Here is a 21,532-nt window from a genome sequence, read left to right on the forward strand (position 1 = left end):
CACAAGGTCTAACTTTTCAGTAGGACAATCACTTTTAGATGGTAATTCAATATCCATTATAAATTCCTTTCCAACAATGCTCCGACTCGTTGTGCCATAGCGTGAGGGGGAGAAGGGTTTTCATTGTTGAACCACCATTCCACTACCCCGACGATAGCAGCTCCAAAAAATTGAATAGTCACATCTTCATCGTTAACATCACTTGATACTTGAGAACTTCCTTCGGTTATGGATTCTACCTTTTTTAGCTCCTGAAGGACAAACTCAAGGAACCGGCTGCGAAAAAAAGGTCCTCCTTGATTCGCCAACATCGTTGAAAAAAATAAATAATGACTCTCAAAATACTCGAACCATAACAATACCGTATCCGAATAAACGGTATTATCCGCAGCGGATTCACAGAGTTTGCGCAATTCGTAAATATGCTCTTCGATCAGCTGATCCAGAAGATCAAATTTATCTATATAGTGAAGATAGACCGTTCTTCGGCTAACATTTGCCCTATCGGAAATTTCTTGTATCGTAATTTGATCAATTTTTTTTTGGATCATCAGTTCAAGTAGTGCTTTTTTTATCGCTTCTTGAGATTTGATTATTCTTCTATCCATCTTGGACACTGTGGGTCACCATACTTTCCAAAATAAATTACACAACTTCAAATGATGTGTGAAAAAATGCACGAATTACGACTATTTGGTAATTGCTGCTGTATTATTTTTTTGGTTATGATTATACACAGTTGTTAATTAATACACCAGTGTGCATTTGTATATACCTATTAATTGAACTAGTAAAAGCAGATTTTCTTCATGGTTGGCAAGCTGTGTGAAAGCTATGGCAGCCATCTGCGATGTCCAGTAAATCAGCGATGAATAGAAGTCATAATTATCATATTCAAAGGGGGAACTACTTCATGAAGATTACGGTAATAGGATCGACCGGTGCGACGGGCAGGAAAGTGATAGAGCGAGCACTTGATTTGGGGCACGAGGTTACAGCTGTAGCTCGTCGGCCGGAAGTTATCGTCCCCAGAGCGCGTCTCAGCATCCGACAGGGAGATGTACTCGATATGCCGAGTATTACCAGAGCCTTGGTCGATACCGATGTGGTAATTAGCTGCATAGGTCCTTCTGGAAACTTTTCGCAGAGTACGGTCCTATCGGAGGTAATCTCGAACATCCGCAAAAACTTTTCGCCAGGTACGATCATGTCGGTGGGCATTACAAACATCCTGGCAGCCTGTCAGAGTGCCGGAGTGAAGCGCTTCGTTATGCAGAGCGGCATTGGTCTGAGCGATGGAAAAGAACTTTCAACACTGAATCGCCTGGCCATAAACATTTCGGGTCGCATTTTCACAAAGGCTGTTGAGGACAAAGCTATTGCCGAGCGGACAGTACAACAGAGCCAATTGGATTGGATCATTGTACGACCGCCAGCTCTTAACGACGCAGCCGCCGCTTTGAAATATACGGCAGGCCCCTTGAGCCGCATTTCTCCGCTTAGGCCACTGTCCTTTGCTGACTGCGCCGACTGCCTCATAAGGGCGGCGACGAATGAGCCAACCTGGATCAGGAAGATCGTTAACGTTGGGCGATAATAGGGCTGGTACTGAAAGGATAGATGAGATGTAACAGTTAAGTATAAGCAAAGTTCCAAGTTGATTAATAACAGCTTGGAACTTTTTCTTGTTTATTTAAATATGTACACTTCATAATACATAGATCAAGTACTTATAATTGATTGTTTGGAACGTAGTCGTTAATATAATGAACGATGCCTTATGCATGCCGTATTAAAAACAGAGACGAGGATTATGATGAACAAAGCTAAAATTCTGATTATTGAAGACGACGCTCCTATTGCTGATTTGCTGTCCTATGGGCTGTCCATGGAGGGATTTCAGACACAGATAGCGGGCGATGGAGCAGCAGGAATGCGTGAATTGGAGTCGTTCCAGCCGGATCTGCTGCTGCTGGATTGGATGCTGCCGGATCAGAGCGGACTGGATATTTGCAAAAAAGTAACTGCCAATTATAACATCCCAATTTTTATGATTACTGCCAAATCGGATATTACGGATAAAGTGCTGGGATTGGAATTTGGTGCCGATGACTACATTACCAAGCCGTTTGATCTGCGGGAAGTCATTGCACGTATACGCACCATTCTGCGGAGAGTGGAACAGGCGAACAATCAGGAGAGAAAGGAGCCTGAACAGGAAGTGATCCGGATCAGACATATCGAGATTACCGAATCCGAACGGCTCGTTCAAAAAGAAGGCCAGACGGTGGAACTGACGCCCAAGGAATATGATCTACTGCTTATGCTGATCAAGCACCAGGGCAAAACCTTTACACGTGCAGAGCTGCTCGATCTGGTATGGGGTTACCATTTTGTGGGTGACACACGTACGGTGGATACGCATATCCAGCGGCTGCGAAAAAAGCTCGATGCCAACTCGCTGATCACAACGGTCTTCGGAATAGGGTACAAATTCGAGAAATTGGGTGGCTGAGCATGATACGTAAAATTAGCCACAAGTTTCTGATCGGTTTTTTCCTGATTTTCTCGCTTTCGTTTGTGGTACTTCATCAGACAGTCAAGGAGTTTATCCAGACCAGCAACCAGAATCTGGTCAGCTCCGAACTGGATGGACTCAAAAGCAACAGCAATGTCTATATCCGCCAGGCTTTTCTGATCAACCATTTCACCAGCAATGAGTTATACTTTGGAGAGATTGCCCAGGAGATTGCGGGCGATCTTAACCACACCACCGACAGCAGCGTAGGAGTATACACGGTAGAGGGAAAATTGCTCTACGCGTCGGACAAATCCCGTTTTCCTGCGCAGATGCAGAGCGACCTGCAGCAGGCGGTAAGTGGCAATACCGCTTACAGTATTACAACCGATCAAGGCAAAACAACCGTCCTATTCTCCTACCCGGTCGTGATCGACGGCTCCAAGGTGGGCATTCTCCGTTTTTACCGGGATTTCAGTTCACTGTATGAGCAGACGAATCAGGTTTTACAAGTTACCCTCTATATTGCGCTGGCGATTTTTGCAGCTGCTTTTCTATTCTCCTATATTCTGTCCAGACATATTACGATTCCACTGACCAAACTGACACGCGCTTCGACCGAGGTCAAAAACGGCAATCTGGACATACGTCTTCATTTCCGGCGCAAGGACGAGATCGGTCATTTGGCTGAGAACTTCAACGACATGATCGATCAAATCAGCAACCAGATCCATATTATCGAAAAGGATCGGGATCACCTCAAGGAGCTGCATCAGCAGGAAAAGCGATTTTTCGATAATATTACCCATGAACTGAAGACGCCGTTAACTTCCATTCTCGGCTATGCAGAGTTGATCCGGCTGAACGGGGAGAAGGACCGCGCCTTTTTTGACAAGGGCATGAATCATATCATAGAGGAAAGCAGACGTCTGCATACGATGGTACTCAAGCTCCTCGAAGTCTCGCGCAATAGTAATATGCAGCACGAATTGGAGCCTGTAGATGCAGGGATCATCCTGCAGGATGTATGTGAAACCATGACTATTCGGGCTAGAAGATACAAGAAGACCATTCAATACGAGATTGGTGAAGGACTGATCTGTCTGGCTCATAGTGACAGGATCAGGCAGCTGTTCATCAATCTGATCGATAATGCGATCAAATATAGCCTTCCATTATCCACCGTATCTGTTCAGGCACAGCGGGAAGAGGAGAATATTCGCTTTGTATTCAGCAATCCAAGTGATCCAATCGAGACAGAGCATCTGTCGAGGCTGTTCCAGCCATTTTATCCGGCACATCCCAACAGTCCCGAAGAAGGAAGTGTAGGACTGGGACTAAGCATCGTCAAAGCAATCGTGGAAGAATGTCAGGGCTCCATTTTTATTACCAGTGAGCATAACCATACGGTAGTTACTGTGGAATTAGCTGCCCTGAATATAGTGGGAAGTGAGAAAAAATGATGAAATACAATTCTATTAGAGCTTTTGCCGGACTGATTATTCTTATAATGTGTGTATCGGCATGCAGTTCGGAACCTCATACCGAGACGTTTGTCATGTCAAGCGGTAACGAGGTAACCAGCGTCGAACAGAGTTCCCGACCTTTTCAGATTCACAAAATCTATCGTCTTCCTGAAGCATTGACAAATACAGTGCGATTGCTTGGTTGGTCGTCTTCCGATTCAGTTGTTGTGGCTGACAGGGATATAAGTGTACTGGATCAGGGAAATGTAAAACGCCTGGTGCGTCCCTATGAGCAAAGTAAGCCGATCTCAGGGCTGCCTTATGTGAATTCCCATAGTACGCTTTCTCCGAATGGGAAATATATTTCCAGTACTTCTTCGACAACTACCAAAAACAGATTGAAACTGATTAATCTTCAAGATGGCACAGAAAAAGAAATTGCCAGCTTTAATTCATCGGGCAGCTATATACAATACATTTCCTGGTCCAATAATAGTACGTATCTCAGCTATCTTGTCGAAAGAATGAATGGTCTCCAGCCGGATTATCTATATATTTATGATATGAAGACTCAAACATCCAAAAAGTATGAACTTCAAAAATTCCGACAGGGAGACACCTTGTTAAATGTAATGATTTCAGATGACGGCCGCAGCGTCCTGCTGCAGACGATTCGGGACAATCAATACCAGCGCATCTCCTTGATCATGGGTAAAGTCTCCGGCAGCAGCATAGATATTCAGTACGAACGCGTTGTAGGTGGTGGAGAACAGACAACCTGGCTGAGTAATGATCAGTTTGTATTTCTTGGAGTCGATGGCACCCTGTACGAGTATGATCAGCGTAATGGTGAACTCTCGGTTCTCCTTGAAAAAATACTCACCTTCAAATTCTCGCCAGATCGAAAAAATATCGCCTACACCACGTATGATGAGCAGACGATTACTTACGTAGGTAAACTACAGGGAAGAAATATACTGTACAACGAGGCCGTATATCGTGGAATTCTGTTAAATGACATGTACTGGAGTCCGGATAATCAAAGTCTGCTGATTCAGGGACAAAAGCTGCTTGATCCTTCACAGGGTACATCGACAGAATCGGTAGCTAAAGAAGCTTTTGTAATTGAACTGAAATAGGGAACAGGATGGTAGAGGTTCCTAGAAGATAAAACAAGTATTAGCCCTATATCGGCGTTTCGCCGGAATAGGGCTTTTTGCTTTGCGCTGCTTTGTTCATGTTCTGTTGGCTTCGTAACCATATGGCTTGGTCTGCTAACAGTCATGGAGATATCGCGCTTGTGACAACTTGTTTACATGTCCGTCAAACTTCTGCGACATCTATTTCCTATAGTGAATGGAGTAAGAACATTAGCCCAACACAGACAAGGAAGGAACTACAATGAATGGGAAGCTTTATCCGAATCATGCAATGAAGCGTTATATGACTGGATTGGATGGTCTGCGAGCTATTTCTGTCCTTGCCGTGATCGCTTATCACCTTCATTTGAAATGGGCACAGGGCGGATTGCTCGGTGTAGAGATTTTCTTCGTCATCTCCGGGTATCTGATTACAGACCAGCTTCTGTACGAATGGAAAACGTTTGGCCGAATATCGCTGCTTCAGTTCTGGGTGAAGCGAATGAGAAGATTGCTTCCAGCCATGCTTGGTATGCTGACGGTAGTAGCAACGTGGTTGCTGCTTACCGATCCATCCCGGCTGATATCTTTGAAGGGAGATTTTTTTACTTCTATTTTCTATATCAATAACTGGTATCTGATTTTTCACGATGTTTCATATTTTGAGAGTTTTGGACCTCCATCGCCGATCGGTCATCTCTGGTCACTCGCGATTGAAGAGCAATTCTATATCATATGGCCGCTACTACTGCTGATCGGTATATTTCTGGCACCACGACGCGGCAAGCTGACACTGCTCATTCTGATAGGTGCCGCTGTATCGGCTGCAGCCATGGCTATCCTGTATGAACCCGGCAGTGATCCCAGCAGAGTCTACTACGGGACCGATACACGGGCATTTGCCATTCTGATCGGTGCAGCGCTTGCTGTACTATGGCCCAGCAGCAAGCTGAATTCGCATATTTCTTCGCCAGCCAGGAATGTTCTGGACACCCTTGGTGTGATGGGGATTGTTCTGCTGCTCATACAAATTCACCAGACCAATGAGTATGATGATGCACTGTATCCTACCGGATTCATTTATCTCTCGATCCTGACTGCCATTGTGATCGCCGTGCTCGTTCATCCGGCCAATAGGCTGGAGAGAATCATGGGCTGCCGTCCGCTCAGCTGGATCGGCAAACGTTCGTATAGCCTGTACATCTGGCATTATCCGGTGATTATCCTATCCAGTCCCGAAGTCAATACAGAAGATGTCAGCTATACACGCATCATTCTCCAGGTGGCTGTTAGTCTCTTGATGGCAGCCATTTCCTATAAATATATTGAAGAACCGATTCGCCGTAAAACGCTGCGGGGCTATCTGCATGCTATACGCCGATCGGGCCTGGGGAGTCAATGGAGTCTGTTAGCCGCCATTACTATCACCGCTGTTATTCTGGCCTCATGGATTACGGGATGGCAGGGATGGAATTCAGCCCCTTCGGCGAGTTCTGCCACAAATACAGCAGTAAGCAGCGGGGACCTTGTTCAACCACAGCCGCTGCAATATGATCCTGCAAAAGAGATTCGCAAGGAAACTCCTGCGGACCCGGGTGTAAGACAGCCGTCTGACAGCGGCGATAGCGTTACAGCTATCGGAGATTCGGTGATTCTCGATGCAGCTCCTTTCCTGGAGAAAAAGCTGCCTGGCATCGTTATTGACGGCAAAGTAGGCCGGCAGATGACACAGGCGGATGAAGTGATCGATAGTCTTCGCTCCCAAGGCAAACTCGGACAGACACTGATTATCGAGCTGGGTACAAATGGAGTCTTCAACGAGGCCCAGCTGAGATCACTGCTAACTTCACTGGAGGATACCCGTCGAATCTATCTGGTCAACACCAGAGTCCCGCGCGACTGGCAGGATCGCGTCAATGCCAGTATACAGAAAGTCGCTGACGATTTTCATAACGTACAGGTAATCGACTGGTACACGGCCAGTGCGAATCAGGATCAATTTTTTTACCGGGATGGCGTTCATCTCAAACCGGAGGGCGCAGACTATTACGCCTCGCTGTTGGTTAATACGCTGCAACAGAATGACACCTACTAATACATGAATGAAAAGGATGATAAAGCTATGAATAAAAAGCAACGAAATCGATTATTGGGAATACTGATTATTATGGTCGCTGTAGGAGTGTTCGGAGTGCACTGGTACGCCCAAAAACAGTCGACCAAGGATGAAGAAGCTCAGCAGGACCTATCCGTATACCATGTAGATTCGGTTCAACCGATTGCCCAGAAGCGCGGCCAGGCTCATGGAGGAACTTCATCGACCTCCAGTCAGCTAACAGGTAAAGGAGTCACGATGATCGGCGATTCGGTTACTGTAGGTGTAGCTCCGTATCTCAAGGAGCAGCTGCCTGATATTACTGTAGATGGCAAAGTGGGACGACAAATGTCGCAGGCAGGCAAAGTGCTTCGTGACCTGGCAGCCCAGGGCAATCTGGGCGATCAGGTCATTATTGAGCTGGGAACCAATGGTCCTTTTAGTAAAGACCAGCTGCGCAGCGTATTGCAGACGCTCTCCAATGCCAAGCGGGTACTGCTGGTTACGACCCGGGTTCCCAGAGGATGGCAGGATACGGTAAATGACACCATGGAGCAGACAGCCAGCGAGTTCAAAAATGTCCGTGTTGTCGACTGGTATGCAGCAAGTCAGGGCAAGGATCAATTCTTTTACAAGGATGGAATACATCTGAAACCGGACGGCAGCAGATATTATACCTCGCTGCTTGTTCAAGCCCTCCAACAATAAATTCGGATAGCCGCGCCAATTGTTCTGAAGAAAGGAAGTACCTATGGAACAGACAAAGAAGAAAAGTAGACGACGAATATGGATCACTCTGATTCTGATTATCGTAGCAGCCAGTATCTTTTATTATCTCTTTTCGATTTATAGGGGACTGGATGGGCTAAACAAAGGTCCGAGTCAATCTCCTCTCACCACAGTCAGTACCGCTCACGAAACACCTGTCAAAGCACCCGAGTGGCTCGGCACCGAACCGGTCAATATACTGCTGATGGGCGTGGATGCACGAGGAATTCAGAAAGGCGAAGTCCCGCGTTCCGATAGCATGATGGTCATTTCGATGGATCCGGTCAGGAAGCACATTCATGTATTCTCTATCCTGCGGGATACGTATACCGACATTCCGGGATATGACAAAAACCGGATCAATACCGCAATCACCCATGGTCCTGATACAGCCATGAAGGCAGCCAGTGAACTGCTCGGCATCCCTGTACAGTTTTATGTCTATACGGATTTTCAGGGATTCATCAAGCTGGTGGATGCCGTAGGCGGAGTAGATTTTTATGTGGAAAAAGATATGCACTATGAAAGTGCAGCCGATCATCATGAATTTGATATTAATCTCAAGCGAGGCAATCAGCATTTTGACGGCAAAACGGCGCTTCAGTATGTCCGATTCCGTCATGATGCACTATCCGATTATTCCCGGACAGAGCGTCAACGTCAATTCACCAAGGCGCTGGCAGACAAATTGAAAACAACGACCTCGATTATGAAGCTGCCTTCGATCCTGGATGAGATAAGTCCCTTTATCGATACCAACCTAACCGTATCGGATATGTGGAATCTGGCTTCTGTCGGATATCAGAGCACCATGAAGGGCAGCGAACAGATTCCGCCGATGAAGCTGCTAAAAGAAACTTATGTTGGCCGGGCAGCTGTACTCGACATATCGAATCGCCAGGCACTCAAGCAATTTGTACAGGATACCCTCACATCGGATAACCCGGATACTGACAAAGATACAAATACATCAGCAAAATCGGAGAACCCGCTTTAATCAGCAGCTGCAATCATCAAGATGGATCTTGTCGATCCGCAAACCACAGTATCTCATTATTGCGATTTCAATTCCAAAGGAGACAAGGCGATGACTCGAAAATCCATAATCCCTTTTTATTCTGCGTTAACTTTATCCATTAGCGTACTTATCGGTACCACAGTACCTTTTACTGCCATGGCTCAGCCTGTGCGGAGTGTAGAGACAATCACATCAGTGCAGCCGCATCAATTAGCACCCGGCACTCATACTATGGCTGATCGCCATATTCAGACACTCAAACTGGACAAGCATACCGCATCCATGACCCGGAAGCGGACCTTTAAAGCAGCGTTCCAGCTCCCCCGGGGCGTTGATCCCAAAAAGATCACCTGGACTTATGGCGGCAAACCGCTGTCTGAATGGAAAAAATACAAAAATGGAAAATATGCAGGAGCCCCTTTTATTACAGCATCACCGGTTCAAGTGGTAAATGAACAAGCAACAGCTGCGATTACCTTTGATCTTCCTTACGGTACAGAGAATCTGTCAGAACCTTTTCTGCAAAGACCTCTCTACAAGTCACTTATGGGTACATTCAGCCTCTCTGCCGCAGTAAATGGCAAAGTTATTGCCCGCACACCCGTCAAACTGACTCCTTACGAAAGTTATCATACGTATGAGGAGCTTAAACCGGAGATTGACGCTATCACTGCACAGGCTGCACGTCAGAACAACAGGTATATTCACACTTTGTCCATCGGCAAATCTGTAGAAGGTCGTGATATTTATATGACGATCGTAGCCAGGGATAAGGCGGTAGTGGACAAGTATCAAACGATCACTCATCCAGCGATGATGAATGATCCGGCGCAGCTGCAAAAAGATATCCAGTCCGGAGCGTTTGGAGATTATCAGGTGCCTGTCTGGCTTAATAATATTCATCCCAATGAAGCGCCTGGAGTCGATTCGATCATGAATTATTTTAAAACTGCTGCGTTGTCAAAACAGATTACTTACAAGACCAAAACATCGGATGGTCAGCCGAACACAGTGCATATGAATATGGATGATGCGCTCAATCATGTGTTTTTCCTTCTTGTCTATACGGATAATCCGGATGGCAGAGTACATGTTGAACGCAGCAATGCTGCCTATTTTGATCTGAATCGGGATAATTCCTATCAGACCCAGCCCGAGACACGAAGCGTTACCGAGCAGATTGCCAAATGGTCACCGATATCCTTTCTGGATATGCATGGATTCGACAAGAACTTTCTGATCGAGCCGGCTACGCCGCCGCATGATCCGAATATCGAATACGATTTGCTGATCGACCATATGGTGCAGCAGGCCAAAGCCATGGGTGAAGCCGGTATCGCCAATACCAAATATGATTATTACCATATTCCATATGAAGAACACCGGAAAACGGTAGAAAACCCTGGTTATGTATCCAAAGGAACATCGTCTGGCTGGGATGATGCTTCTGCTGCCTATACTGCTGTATTTGCCATGCATCATGGTGCAATGGGACATACTCTAGAGATTCCCGAGACGAATGAAGATTCTACCAACGCACTCTATTACAGCGCGGCAGCAGCAACTTATTATGTTATGGAAAACAAACAGAATCTTTTCCTCAATCAGCTCAAAATCTATGAACGGGGTATCAACAATATAGACAGTCGCACGGTAGATCCGTATCTCGTAAATGCCAAAAACAAGATCATTGGTCGTCCGCGTCATGGTAATGATAACTTTTTCCCGGAATATTATGTGCTGCCGATCGATAAAGCATTGCAAAAGAACCCACTGGAAACATACCGGATGATCAAGTTCTTCCTTCGTAACGGGGTAAAGGTAGAGCGTTCCACCGAGCAGGTGACTACAGGAGGTCACACTTATCCGGCAGGATCATTCGTCGTAAATATGCATCAGGCGGAACATGGCATCGCGAATATGGTTCTATATGATGGAGTCGATGTATCCGATTATCCTTCTGTAGCCGGTGAGATGGTACAGGACTTTCCGGATCTGCGCGGATTCAGCAGCTACGCTGTCCGGAATACCGGAGCCTTTGCCGGCAAAACATCTGTTGTAACCTCGGTATCTGTGCCCGCTGTACAGATGCCTGCTCATTCTGGCTATATCGTTATCCGCAATAACAATAATGATGCGATCAAGGCAGTGAATCGCCTGCTGGACTCCGGCAAAAAAGTAACCATGCTAACCAGCAGCCAATCGGGAGTGGAAGCCGGTAATTTTGTAGCAGCAACCGATGATCTGAAGCCGCTCGCCTCCCAATATTATTTGGATACCGCTGCATTTCAGGGGAGCAAGCCGCACGGCAAGGTTCTCAAGTCTTCTGTTGTAGCCGCTCTTGGGGAAGCTGCCTATGTACTCAAAAGCCTCGGGTTCAAAGTGACCGAGAATCAGCAGCGTGCCGATGTACTGGTTAATACCTTTGACTCGGATAAGCTGATAGACGGCGGCAAGCCGTATATCGCTTATGGCAATATGGGGATGGTGAATGTAAAGGACTGGATTCCCGGGTTTTCCTTTGCAGGGCCATCATGGGAGCGATATGAAGGGGTGTTCCGGACCGATATCAAGCAGGATCATATGATTACTGCACCTTATGATGCCCAGGAATATTTGTATACATTATCCGGCTCCTATGTAACCAACGTTCCTAAAGCAGCCAAAGTGCTTGCAGTGATCAGCAAACAACCTGATTTTTATAAAGGGGGCTGGTGGCCCAAACATGATCAGGCCAAAGGCAAAATTCTCGCCTTTACCTATAAGGATAAAAGCAGGAATGTGACGGTATTCGCCAATGATCTGACGAGCGATGCACATTCGCAACATCAGTTTCGTTTGCTGGCCAACTCTGTATGGAGTGCCGCACCTGCTAAGTCACAATAAAGAGAGCTTTATAAATATAGAACAGCAGCAACCTTACTCCGGCGATCTGGTCAGGGTAAGGTTGTTTTTCTGATAATATTTGCTGAGGAAAAACCGCGAAGGAGTAGACAACCCACGGTTCTGCATTATTAACAGTTGCAGTAATTTGCTGCTTACGGCATCCTGCCGTATCTGACACTTGTGACATCTTGTTTACAAGTTGATCAAACTTTGGCGACATCTGAAGAGTATATTGAATGAAGAAAGCACATCACACCTGTACATATAGATACAGGATCAGGATGCGATTAATGAAGTTGAAATAGAATAAGGAGGAGTTAGAATTGTTAAGCAGTATTCAGCGGACCGAAAGGTCTGTCAGAGAATATGAAGAGAAAATTGACTCATCTGTTGCAGAATCAGCAGCAGTATCCAAGAGAAAGGGGGATGGACGCCTGATTGCTCTGGATGCAGCCCGTGGTCTGGCTGTGCTTGGGATGTACTTGCAGCATTTTGGATCAAATATGACTATTTCCTCGATCGTGGCGGGTAACACGACATTGCTGTTTGTGTTGTGCGGAGGAATATCCTATTCCATTATGGCTCAGCGTATGATGGAGAGAGGGTCGGAGCCGATAGCATTCCGCGCACGAATGATCGCCCGCGCGGTATTCGTGGATATTATTGGCTATCTGCTGATTATGCTCAACACCCCTTATGGAATCATACTACCTGCATATGCCGCCTTGTTTGTACTGGCGTTATTATTGGTGAGACGTTCTACACGTACCGTTGTAACTACGGCCGTGGTTTTGCTCCTCTTTGCACCGCCATTGATGTTATTTGGAATGAGTATGTTAAAAGGGGCTTGTCTATTAAGCGATATTGCCGGCGGTCCAATGTCTGCACTCGCTTTGGCTCCTGCTTTTGTAGCAGGTATGGCCATTGGACGTATCGATCTGACTCGTATACAAACAGGAGCATGGCTGACTGCCAGCGGTATCGTAATGTTGGTAATCGGCAAGCTGCTGGGTGCCTTCGTGCTGCCGGATTGGAGTGTGCGCTGGGAGCAGTGGCTGATGAGTGTGATCAATTTTTCCGCTGCTCCGCCCGATCAGTCTGCGATCTGGCCGCTTAATACCGAAATCCCGCTTTGGCATATGTTATTTGCGACTGCTCCGCATACAGCGACTACCTTCCAGACGCTGATCGGACTGGGAATGGCATTTATCGTGTTGGGGCTGGCTATTTTGGTGGAACAGAGATTTGCGGCAGTATTGATTCCATTTGCCGCCGTCGGCCGTGTAGCATTGACGATGTATGCACTGCAGTTCGTTATCGTATGGATCTTAAGCTTGTTCAAAATTGACTACAGTATGCCTGGTCTGCCGCTGCATGATCTGGTCATTATACTGCTCGGTCTGCTGCTGGGATGGTTATTCTCCCGGATGCCTGCTGGACCACTGGAAAATCTGATGCGACGCTTTGACGGATTATTCAGCTCTGCGAAGCCAGTAACGACACCTGTAAAGTAAATACGGTACTATTTGCAAAGTAAATGTATGAATAAGAATAAATAAAAAAGAGAACTCTGTATAATGAAGAGTTCTCTTTTTTATGTGGATAGTCAGCTTGTTGTTACGTTCATTCTATTCCACCATATGCTCCAGTCCCCAGTTCTGCAGAGAAAGCAGAATCGACGTCAGGCTTTTCCCTTTATCTGTCAATGAGTATTCCACTCTCGGAGGGACCTCAGCATAGATTGTGCGGTTGATCAATTCGTCGCTTTCCAGTTCGCGCAGCTGGCGGGTAAGTGTGCGATGAGTGACAGTATCCAGCCGCCGCTGTAATTCATTGAAACGAACTGTACCATCGGTCATCAGGTTATACAGAATCAGCAGCTTCCATTTGCCGCTAATCATATTCATAGCGAATTCAACCGGGCAGGTGCTGCAAGAATCGAGAGGACGAAGCTCCATAAATTCACTCCTTGGTATCCTACAGGATACGTAATATCAACAAAGTGCGTACTTACATAAAGTTTACTTGTTTCTTATGATAAGTACAATGACTGGTTCGCAAGCAGTCAAATAAAAGAGTCAAAAGGAGTAGTAAATCTTATGGAAACCATTTTGGTATATGGAGCTTCAGGTGTGCAGGGCGGAGCGGTGGCTCGCCTGCTCGTCAGTCGAGGATGGGCAGTACGCACAATTACAAGACAGGAACGAAATGCGGCAGCACTGCGCGAGCAGAAGATAGAGGCGATGGTAGGCGATCTGGGTGACGCCGATTTCCTGAAAACCGTAAATCAAGGCGTAGATAAAGTCTTCCTGAACATGCCGATCGAATTCGATACAGACAAGCTCACCGCTTATTTCGCCAATACGATTGCAGCTGCACAGCAGGCAGGGGCCAAACTGATCGTTATCAATACCAATGGATTCCTGCCTACCGAACCGACAGCGGCAGAGAGTCTCGACGTCAAGCGGAGAATGATCGAAAATGCCCAGCAGAGCGGGATTTCCTGCATTATCGTCAAGCCGACACTGTATATGGAGAATCTGCTCATTCCGGGTCTGGTGGCCAATGGTACATTTGCCTATCCGGTTCCTGCTGATATGCCAATCGCCTGGGTCAGCTCCGAGGATGCGGCGCAGTATCATGTACATGCACTTACCCATCCGGAGCTGGCGGGCCAGACACTGATCGCGGCGGGAGCTGAGTCACTCACCGGCGACCAGATAGCTGAACGCTTCAGTGAAGTGCTGGGAGAAAGGGTTAATTTTCATTCCCTGAGCTATGATGATTTTGAAGCCGGGCTTACACCGGCTATGGGAGCGCAGCAGGCAGCAGGCGTAAGTGGATTCTATCGCTGGATCGAGGCGAATAGTGAAGAGTTGGGCAAGCAACAGCGCTCTGCGATTGTGGATATTGAACTGACGCCTCTGCAAGACTGGCTGCAAAAATCTGAGATCCTCAGTATGATCCGCCCATCATAACAGCGATTGAATATACATCATTGAAGAGGTCCGCAAAGCAAAACCTGTTCTTTCTTCGGAGAGAACGGGTTTTGTTTTTTTAGATAGGATTGATTGGTGATTATTCGGCTTTATTACCTTTAGTTTCTGATTGTTCTTGACAAACGACGGATAAAGCGATATATTTTCATGAGTTTAATAGTAATTATTACGATTAATAAAAGGGTGGTTTGCTCACACAAAAAAGGTGAATAATCCACACTTGGAAGATAATAGCTTATTCATCATAAACTCAAATCGTAACAATTACTATTTATTGCAAATTATCATTATCAAAAGGAGATTACTCATGAAAAGCAGCAAAGCATTATTCATCACCCTTTCCCTATCATTCATTTTGGTGATAGCCGGTTGCGGAGCTAACAAGGAAGCGGCTCGGCCCGCAAACAGCACTTCTACTCCCGCCAATACAGCAAAGCTCGACATCAAAACTACCTTTTATCCCATGTATGATTTCACGCGCAATGTAGTTGGCAAATATGGCGATGTCGAGAACCTAGTTCCAACAGGCGTCGAACCTCATGACTGGGAGCCAACAGCAAAAGATCTGGCGGAAATAACCGATGCAAATGTTCTGGTCTACAATGGAGCCGGTATGGAAGATTGGATAGATCAGGTGAAGGAAAGTGCTACCGGAGGTCATTTAATGACAGTTGAAGCAAGTCAGGGCATTAATATTTCAGAAGAAACCGAAGCGGAACATGAGCATAACCATTCTGCAGAGCACGAAGAACATTCTCCAGCAGATCATGAACACCATTCGGACGAAGAAACCGACCAGCACGACCACGATCACGGTGGACTGGACCCTCATGTATGGTTATCGCCAGCTCTGGCTGTGCAGGAAGTTCGCAATATCGAAGCAGCTCTCTCCCAAGCAGCTCCCGAACACAAAGATGATTTTAAAAGAAATGCAGATGCCTATATCGCCAAATTGGAAGCGCTGGATCAGGAATTCAAAACGGAATTACAGAATACCCAAAGAAAAGATTTCATCACACAGCATGCCGCTTTCGGATATCTGGCGAAGGAGTACGGGTTAACCCAGGTACCTATCGCAGGATTATCTCCGGATCAGGAACCATCAGCAGAGCAAATGGCCGAGATTGTGAATTTCGCCAAAGAACATAACATCAAAACCATCTTCTTCGAGACTCTCGCATCTACGAGTGTTGCAGAAGCGATCGCCAATGAAATTGGTGCCAAATCCGATGTGCTCAATCCGATCGAAGGACTGACCAAGGATGAGATGGCCAATGGTGCGGATTATATCAGTGTAATGAAACAGAATCTAACCGCTCTCAAAAAGGCACTTAATGAATAGTATGTGCTCGGCATACCGGTGGAGACCTCGTTTCAACATGAGGTCTTTTCATTTTTTATGCTGAGAAACACTAAAGGGAGAAGGTTATAGTCTTTAGTTAGACTGCGAAGAATAGTTATTAAATACTTATTAAAAAACAGCGTATAATATAAATTATACGCTGTTTTTGTTTTAAAGCATTTATATAATGATATTAGACCACTTATCCGCCTTGTAATTAGCAGTTTTTATACATAAATATCCAATTAACCTTTATTTATCTATTGGTTTATTTCCCCAACTTTATCCCCGGTTACAGCAGCTTCTACCTTAGAAGTTTTCGGGATTTTGACTGCGGAGATTTTGCCGGCGGTCTGGATCAGGAAATGGGTTTCGGCATTCAGAGTCGTGTTGAAGAAATTGGATTCGAAAAGAGAGACTCCCAGCCGCTGACCATTTTGCCGATTCAGGAAATATACATTTTCATCCATCAGAGCAACTGCCAATACATCTTTGCTGAAATCGACCCGGTAAATTGGTGTGTAGAAACTGTACGACGCTGCCGGTTTGGAACCGGATGGTGCATCGAGCGGAATGCGGAATAATCCCCATTGTCGATTATCATAATTGATAGTCGTTCTAACATAAAAGTCTCCATCATAATAATCGACGTTGAGACTCCATCCAAACCCTACGTCATTTTTGATTGAATAATCGAAAGTCTGGACGAGTTGGCCGGTCTGAAGATCGAGTTTGTCTATATGGACTGTATCGCTCTTGCTTTTACTGGATGTGTACTTTTGGCTGTAAATATAACCATTCTGGACGGTCAGCATTTTTTCGTATTTGGCCGTTGTTTTCCAGAGCAGTCGGCCATTTCTGCTGTCCAAAGCATATAGAGGGATGCTGTGCTCATAAATTGAGCGACTTGGAGTAGCGATGATAATCGATGAGCTGCTCTGTTCCACGTAATAACCCGCTTTGGAGGTAGTGCGATTTTGCCATTTTAACTTTCCGCTGGTGCGATCAAATGCAGTTAACACTGCCGAATCTCCGGTGATTACGAGATTGCCCTGTACACGAATATTTTGAGGGACAGGTTTCTTCTTGACTCCCGGATGAGGAATGCTGGATTTCCAGAGTGTTTTTCCGGTTTTTTGGTCGAGTCTGTATAGTACATTTTGTTTGTTAATCACATACAGGGCAGTGGTATCTGCTGTTGGAGGAGCGGCCATCGTTACCGGAACGGTCCATTTTGTTTTTCCACTTGTCACTTCAGTGGCGACAATTTTCTCTTTCAGCTTGTAATAAACACGCCCATTGGCATAGGTGCTCACTTCCTCGTCAACGCCATACTTGGGCTTGCGAATCGTTTTCTCCCAGTCGGGAGTTAGTGTTTGGAAAGTGGCGGCCTGCTGCGGTTGATTAACGACTTGTTCTGCAGCATATGTTGGAGTTCCTTGAGTCCAGACGAGTGTTGCCGCGCCGAGTGCAGCCGTAAGCAGGAGGGGGAGTGATATTTTCCGAAGAGGCGAATAATTTCTGTTCATATGAATACTCCTTAAGGATAAATTGGGTATAACTGTATAGACGATTCGGATTTCACTTTTGTTGCTTGAGCATACTTCACTTAAGTTTACATAATAATAATTATGTTTATTTAATATTTGGAAGTTAAGTTAATATATAATTCACATTTGATGTTATACAAAAATTTCCAGAGAACAGATTAGCATATACAATGACTGCCCATCCCCAATATACAAATTCACGATACCTACCGAACCGTTTTGCTCCTGAAAGCATATACATATAAAAAGGAGGAGCGTCCATTGAATGAATCTATATCCAGAGAGCAGGCACAACAGCTGTTCGAAGAGCATTTCGACTACATATTTCGTATCGCTCTGGTCATGACCCGCTCCCGGGTATTGGCTGACGATATGACACAGGAAGTTTTTATCCGGCTATTTCGCAAATATCATCTATACCAGACCGATAAGCCCATACGGCCATGGCTTGCCCGGATCGCGGTCAATCTGATCCGTGGCTATTATCGCAAAAGGAAATGGCAGGTATTATTGGGCAGATTGCCTGAACAGGACGCAGAACACCCAGCGGATCATGCCGTGCTGCAAAAAGAAAGCAGCCGTATGTTATGGACGGCAGTCTCCCAACTATCTCTCAAGCAGCGCGAGGTAATTGTGCTTCATTATTATGCGGGATTATCGCTTGTCGAAGCTGCCGAGGTGCTCCATATCGCTCCTGGTACTTGCAAATCCAGACTTCATGCAGGTCTATGTAAACTAAGAAAGTGCCATAAACTAAGGGAATTCATAATGGATGAAGAGGAACCCGACAAGAATCAAAGCGGCTCTATCGAACGTGTTATCAAGGAGGGGAGATCATGAAATTTACAGGACATAATAAAATTTCCAGTCAGGAGTTAGATGAATTGGAAGGCCATATCCATAGTGAACTCTCCAGCTTCAAAAGGGAATGGAAATCATCCAAGTCGTTTGATCAGGTCTGGGCTGAATACCATATATTTAGAAAGGAAAAGAAAGCTCGGCATTCCCTTCGTTGGAGCAGTTCCAAATGGCCTCTGGCGATCCTGGGGGCACTTATGCTAAGTATAGGGATTCTACTGACAGCAGCATTATTTCCATCGATCGGTGAGGCGCTGCGCGGCATGTCATTTGTGCAGCGGCTGTATCAGGGTGGGCTGATCCAGCCTGAATATCAGCGTATTGAACAGAAAAAACTCGCTGAGTCCCTCCAGTATTCGATGACAGACCAGGGGATTGCTCTGACTGTCAATGAAGTGTTTTATGATGGGATTAATATTCTGATCAGTTATGAAGTTGTTGATACGGCAGGCGAGAATCGGATACAGGGAAGCAATCCGGGCCCTTGGTTGGACTACGACTTTCACGGAGCCAACCGTAATGGAGCGATGATTGAACCGAACAATACACTGATCGATCCCAATCATCTTGAAGGTGTTGCCATTATCCATTTTATCGACGACAATCTTCCGGATAAGATGAGTGTGACCCTTTTCAGTGAACGAATTACGAATGTACGGGGGAAGTGGGCTTTAACCATCCCGGTTTCGCTGCAAAGAAGCAAGCCGTATACCTATACGATGTATCCCAATGCTTCTCTAACCGTAAATGGACATACAATAAAAGTGAAAAAGTTAATACTGGGTCCTGTATCCAACCAGATTACATTTACAGGTGAATCAGTATCTTCATATTGGGGTTCCATGATTAAAGTTATGGATGATCAGGGCAACTTATTTGCTGATGCAGGCGCTGGCGGGACACCTGGAGAGGTGATTCGAGGGTTCGCACCATTTACGGAACATAATCCTCATCCCAAATATATAAAATTAATTTTCAGTGACCCACCAAAGGTTTCTTCTGCAGAAAGTTCTAATTTTGCACATCCCAAGCCGAAAAGCACTACGATCAAGATACCGCTTCATTGGGAGCGGAAAGAGCAACCAGAACCAGAGCGCCAGCCGAAAAACCCGTAGAAAGGATAATGAACGATAATATATCAGTTTGCGCAGTACTTAGTGTTTTATATCCCATAACCATGATAGCACCCAGCCAGTGAATCGATAGTAGATTTACTGGTTGTTATTTTGAAAATTACTATTAAGTATCTTATATAATAAAATCAAGTTTAATTAGATAACATAATATTAATTATGTGAACTAATTAATCTAACTAAAAATCCGCCAACGAATCTTTTTGTGCCAATAGATTCATCCTGTTCCTGATTTATCCCATCCTATTGTAAAATAATTCTTGCTCATTCCTGCGTTATTCGCTAAAATAAGACCCATTATACGTCACCCCATATCAAAGCTATGAATAGAAGGAGTAGCTGAGCGGAATTGTCCAAGCGAGCCGGCGGTTGGTGAGAGGTCCGGTACATGGAAGCTTAGTGAATGGGTCTATTCGCTTCAATCCGAACACCATAATGGATGGTTAGTAGGCGTTGACGGCATCCCTCCGTTACCTCGGGGAGACCTGTTAGTCGTTGTGACAGGGTAGAGAGCGGCCTTATGGCCGTATTCGGGTGGTACCGCGGAGAGCAAGCACTTCGTCCCTTTTTATAGGGGATGAAGTGCTTTTTTGCGTTCCGGGCGCTTGTTAGAGGAGACGGATATACACTATCCAGGGAGGAATACACATGCAACGTATTTTATCAGGCATCAAACCAAGCGGGGATCTCAATATTGGCGGTTATGGAGGAGCATTGAGCCAGTTTGTGAAGTATCAGCATGAATATGAGAGTTTCTTTTTTGTTCCGGATCTGCATGCCGTAACGGTCTATCAGGACCCGGCAGAATTGCATCAGCGCTCACGGGAGATCGCCGCTTATTACATCGCTGCCGGCATCGATCCGCAGAAATCTGCTATTTTCCTGCAATCCCAGGTCAGTGCCCACGCTCAGATGGGATGGTTGATGGAGACTCAGGTGCATTTTGGAGAGCTGAATAGAATGACACAGTTCAAAGAAAAGGCAGAGGGCAAGGAAGGTGTCAGCTCGGCGCTATTTACCTATCCGGCATTGATGGCAGCGGATATACTGCTGTATCAGGCGACCCATGTGCCTGTCGGCGATGATCAGAAGCAGCATCTGGAGATGACCCGCGATCTGGCGGAGCGTTTTAACAGCCGGTATGGACAGACCTTTACCCTGCCCGAGCCGATTACTCCGGAGATCGGCAGCCGGATCATGAGCCTGGACGATCCTTCCCGGAAAATGAGTAAAAGTAACCCCAATTTGAACAGTTATATTCTGCTGCAGGATTCACCGGAAATCATTCGCAAAAAATTGTCACGGGCGGTGACGGACTCGGAAGGAATGGTGCGGTATGACTGGGAGCACAAACCGGCTGTCAGCAATCTGATCGAAATCTATGCCGTATTTACAGATGAGTCTACAGATGTGATTGAACAGCGATATGCAGGACAGGGCTACGGGATGTTCAAGCAGGAACTGGCCGATGTGGTTATAGCCAAGCTGGAGCCTATGCAGCAGCGCTTCCGCGAGATTGTTGGCAGTTCCGAACTGGATATCATTCTGCGTCAGGGGGCCGAAAAGGCTGCAGCTGCAGCCAATAACACATTGCGCAAAGCTTCGGAAGCGATGGGGTTTGTTATGTTTGAATAGATGTATCGCTGATGTATCGCTGCCTGTAAAACAAGGCGGTTAGCCTCCACGAATCTGCCTCCAAGCTATCAAGTGGCTGCATTGCGGGTAAGGAACATAAAGAGAGGCTTTACATTTCCTAATCC

Annotated in this window: 17 protein-coding genes and 1 other annotated feature; of the genes, 14 read left to right on the forward strand and 3 right to left on the reverse strand. The window is 45.9% G+C overall.

Going from position 1 to position 21,532, the window contains the following annotated elements; translation table 11 throughout:
- Positions 1–56: 56 nt before the first annotated feature.
- The gene (locus WH45_RS09415; RefSeq protein ID WP_046214117.1) at positions 57–617 is read right to left on the reverse strand and encodes a TetR/AcrR family transcriptional regulator; all 561 of its coding nucleotides are present in this window, start codon (positions 615–617) and stop codon (positions 57–59) included.
- A gap of 296 nt (positions 618–913) precedes the next feature.
- On the opposite strand from WH45_RS09415, the gene WH45_RS09420 reads away from it, so the two are divergent.
- The 9 genes from WH45_RS09420 (at position 914) to WH45_RS09465 (ending at position 13,404) form a co-directional block, all read left to right on the forward strand.
- Positions 914–1,597, forward strand: a complete 684-nt coding sequence (locus WH45_RS09420) for an NAD(P)-dependent oxidoreductase (RefSeq protein ID WP_046214118.1) — start codon at positions 914–916, stop codon at positions 1,595–1,597.
- Between the two features lie 219 nt (positions 1,598–1,816).
- The gene (locus tag WH45_RS09425) at positions 1,817–2,515 is read left to right on the forward strand and encodes a response regulator transcription factor (protein ID WP_046214119.1); all 699 of its coding nucleotides are present in this window, start codon (positions 1,817–1,819) and stop codon (positions 2,513–2,515) included.
- A gap of 2 nt (positions 2,516–2,517) precedes the next feature.
- Positions 2,518–3,981, forward strand: coding sequence for a HAMP domain-containing sensor histidine kinase (locus tag WH45_RS09430; protein WP_046214120.1), 1,464 nt, complete (start codon positions 2,518–2,520; stop codon positions 3,979–3,981).
- Positions 3,978–5,123 carry a WD40 repeat domain-containing protein gene (locus WH45_RS09435; protein WP_046214121.1) on the forward strand — a complete coding sequence of 382 codons (1,146 nt, stop codon included), beginning with the start codon at positions 3,978–3,980 and terminating at the stop codon, positions 5,121–5,123. The genes WH45_RS09430 and WH45_RS09435 overlap by 4 nt, the downstream gene beginning before the upstream one ends.
- A gap of 262 nt (positions 5,124–5,385) precedes the next feature.
- The gene (locus WH45_RS09440) at positions 5,386–7,218 is read left to right on the forward strand and encodes an acyltransferase family protein (protein ID WP_046214122.1); all 1,833 of its coding nucleotides are present in this window, start codon (positions 5,386–5,388) and stop codon (positions 7,216–7,218) included.
- A gap of 27 nt (positions 7,219–7,245) precedes the next feature.
- Entirely contained in the window at positions 7,246–7,926 is a 681-nt protein-coding gene (locus WH45_RS09445) for an SGNH/GDSL hydrolase family protein (RefSeq protein ID WP_046214123.1), read from the forward strand.
- Positions 7,927–7,969: 43 nt separating this feature from the next.
- Positions 7,970–8,983, forward strand: a complete 1,014-nt coding sequence (locus WH45_RS09450; RefSeq protein ID WP_046214124.1) for an LCP family protein — start codon at positions 7,970–7,972, stop codon at positions 8,981–8,983.
- Positions 8,984–9,073: 90 nt separating this feature from the next.
- Positions 9,074–11,890: a M14 family metallopeptidase gene (locus WH45_RS09455; protein ID WP_046214125.1), complete on the forward strand. Its 2,817-nt coding sequence runs from the start codon at positions 9,074–9,076 to the stop codon at positions 11,888–11,890.
- A gap of 377 nt (positions 11,891–12,267) precedes the next feature.
- Positions 12,268–13,404 (forward strand): DUF418 domain-containing protein, encoded by a 1,137-nt coding sequence (locus WH45_RS09465; RefSeq protein ID WP_235338356.1) that lies wholly within the window; start codon positions 12,268–12,270, stop codon positions 13,402–13,404.
- Between the two features lie 114 nt (positions 13,405–13,518).
- Here the strand turns inward: WH45_RS09465 and WH45_RS09470 are convergent, their stop codons facing one another.
- The gene (locus WH45_RS09470; protein WP_046214128.1) at positions 13,519–13,848 is read right to left on the reverse strand and encodes a winged helix-turn-helix transcriptional regulator; all 330 of its coding nucleotides are present in this window, start codon (positions 13,846–13,848) and stop codon (positions 13,519–13,521) included.
- Positions 13,849–13,989: 141 nt separating this feature from the next.
- Here WH45_RS09470 and WH45_RS09475 point away from each other — a divergent pair, with 141 nt between their 5' ends.
- Both WH45_RS09475 and WH45_RS09480 read left to right on the forward strand, forming a co-directional pair.
- The gene (locus tag WH45_RS09475; RefSeq protein WP_046214129.1) at positions 13,990–14,868 is read left to right on the forward strand and encodes an SDR family oxidoreductase; all 879 of its coding nucleotides are present in this window, start codon (positions 13,990–13,992) and stop codon (positions 14,866–14,868) included.
- 328 nt (positions 14,869–15,196) lie between these two features.
- Entirely contained in the window at positions 15,197–16,231 is a 1,035-nt protein-coding gene (locus tag WH45_RS09480) for a metal ABC transporter substrate-binding protein (protein WP_046214130.1), read from the forward strand.
- Between the two features lie 260 nt (positions 16,232–16,491).
- Here the strand turns inward: WH45_RS09480 and WH45_RS09485 are convergent, their stop codons facing one another.
- The gene (locus WH45_RS09485; protein ID WP_046214131.1) at positions 16,492–17,760 is read right to left on the reverse strand and encodes an outer membrane protein assembly factor BamB family protein; all 1,269 of its coding nucleotides are present in this window, start codon (positions 17,758–17,760) and stop codon (positions 16,492–16,494) included.
- Between the two features lie 282 nt (positions 17,761–18,042).
- Between WH45_RS09485 and WH45_RS09490 the strand changes: the two genes are divergently transcribed.
- The 3 genes from WH45_RS09490 to trpS all read left to right on the forward strand — a co-directional run bounded on the left by WH45_RS09490 (position 18,043) and on the right by trpS (position 21,407).
- Entirely contained in the window at positions 18,043–18,621 is a 579-nt protein-coding gene (locus tag WH45_RS09490) for an RNA polymerase sigma factor (protein ID WP_046214132.1), read from the forward strand.
- Positions 18,618–19,754 carry a DUF4179 domain-containing protein gene (locus tag WH45_RS09495; protein WP_046214133.1) on the forward strand — a complete coding sequence of 379 codons (1,137 nt, stop codon included), beginning with the start codon at positions 18,618–18,620 and terminating at the stop codon, positions 19,752–19,754. The genes WH45_RS09490 and WH45_RS09495 overlap by 4 nt, the downstream gene beginning before the upstream one ends.
- 331 nt (positions 19,755–20,085) lie before the next feature.
- Positions 20,086–20,341: a binding site (T-box leader), on the forward strand.
- Positions 20,342–20,420: 79 nt separating this feature from the next.
- On the forward strand, positions 20,421–21,407 hold the full coding sequence (gene trpS / locus WH45_RS09500) for a tryptophan--tRNA ligase (protein WP_046214134.1): 987 nt from the start codon (positions 20,421–20,423) through the stop codon (positions 21,405–21,407).
- Positions 21,408–21,532: the final 125 nt, after the last annotated feature.

The sequence above is a fragment of the Paenibacillus wulumuqiensis genome (assembly GCF_000971965.1).
GTDB classification, from domain to species: Bacteria; Bacillota; Bacilli; order Paenibacillales; family Paenibacillaceae; genus Saccharibacillus; species Saccharibacillus wulumuqiensis.

Coding starts and splice junctions, on each gene's coding strand:
- WH45_RS09425 (WP_046214119.1), top strand. CDS start 1,817: ATGAACAAAGCTAAAATTCTGATTATTGAAGACGACGCTCCTATTGCT.
- WH45_RS09440 (WP_046214122.1), top strand. CDS start 5,386: ATGAATGGGAAGCTTTATCCGAATCATGCAATGAAGCGTTATATGACT.
- WH45_RS09450 (WP_046214124.1), top strand. CDS start 7,970: ATGGAACAGACAAAGAAGAAAAGTAGACGACGAATATGGATCACTCTG.
- WH45_RS09470 (WP_046214128.1), bottom strand. CDS start 13,848: ATGGAGCTTCGTCCTCTCGATTCTTGCAGCACCTGCCCGGTTGAATTC.
- WH45_RS09435 (WP_046214121.1), top strand. CDS start 3,978: ATGATGAAATACAATTCTATTAGAGCTTTTGCCGGACTGATTATTCTT.
- WH45_RS09455 (WP_046214125.1), top strand. CDS start 9,074: ATGACTCGAAAATCCATAATCCCTTTTTATTCTGCGTTAACTTTATCC.
- WH45_RS09420 (WP_046214118.1), top strand. CDS start 914: ATGAAGATTACGGTAATAGGATCGACCGGTGCGACGGGCAGGAAAGTG.
- WH45_RS09475 (WP_046214129.1), top strand. CDS start 13,990: ATGGAAACCATTTTGGTATATGGAGCTTCAGGTGTGCAGGGCGGAGCG.
- WH45_RS09495 (WP_046214133.1), top strand. CDS start 18,618: ATGAAATTTACAGGACATAATAAAATTTCCAGTCAGGAGTTAGATGAA.
- WH45_RS09430 (WP_046214120.1), top strand. CDS start 2,518: ATGATACGTAAAATTAGCCACAAGTTTCTGATCGGTTTTTTCCTGATT.
- WH45_RS09480 (WP_046214130.1), top strand. CDS start 15,197: ATGAAAAGCAGCAAAGCATTATTCATCACCCTTTCCCTATCATTCATT.
- WH45_RS09485 (WP_046214131.1), bottom strand. CDS start 17,760: ATGAACAGAAATTATTCGCCTCTTCGGAAAATATCACTCCCCCTCCTG.
- trpS (WP_046214134.1), top strand. CDS start 20,421: ATGCAACGTATTTTATCAGGCATCAAACCAAGCGGGGATCTCAATATT.
- WH45_RS09445 (WP_046214123.1), top strand. CDS start 7,246: ATGAATAAAAAGCAACGAAATCGATTATTGGGAATACTGATTATTATG.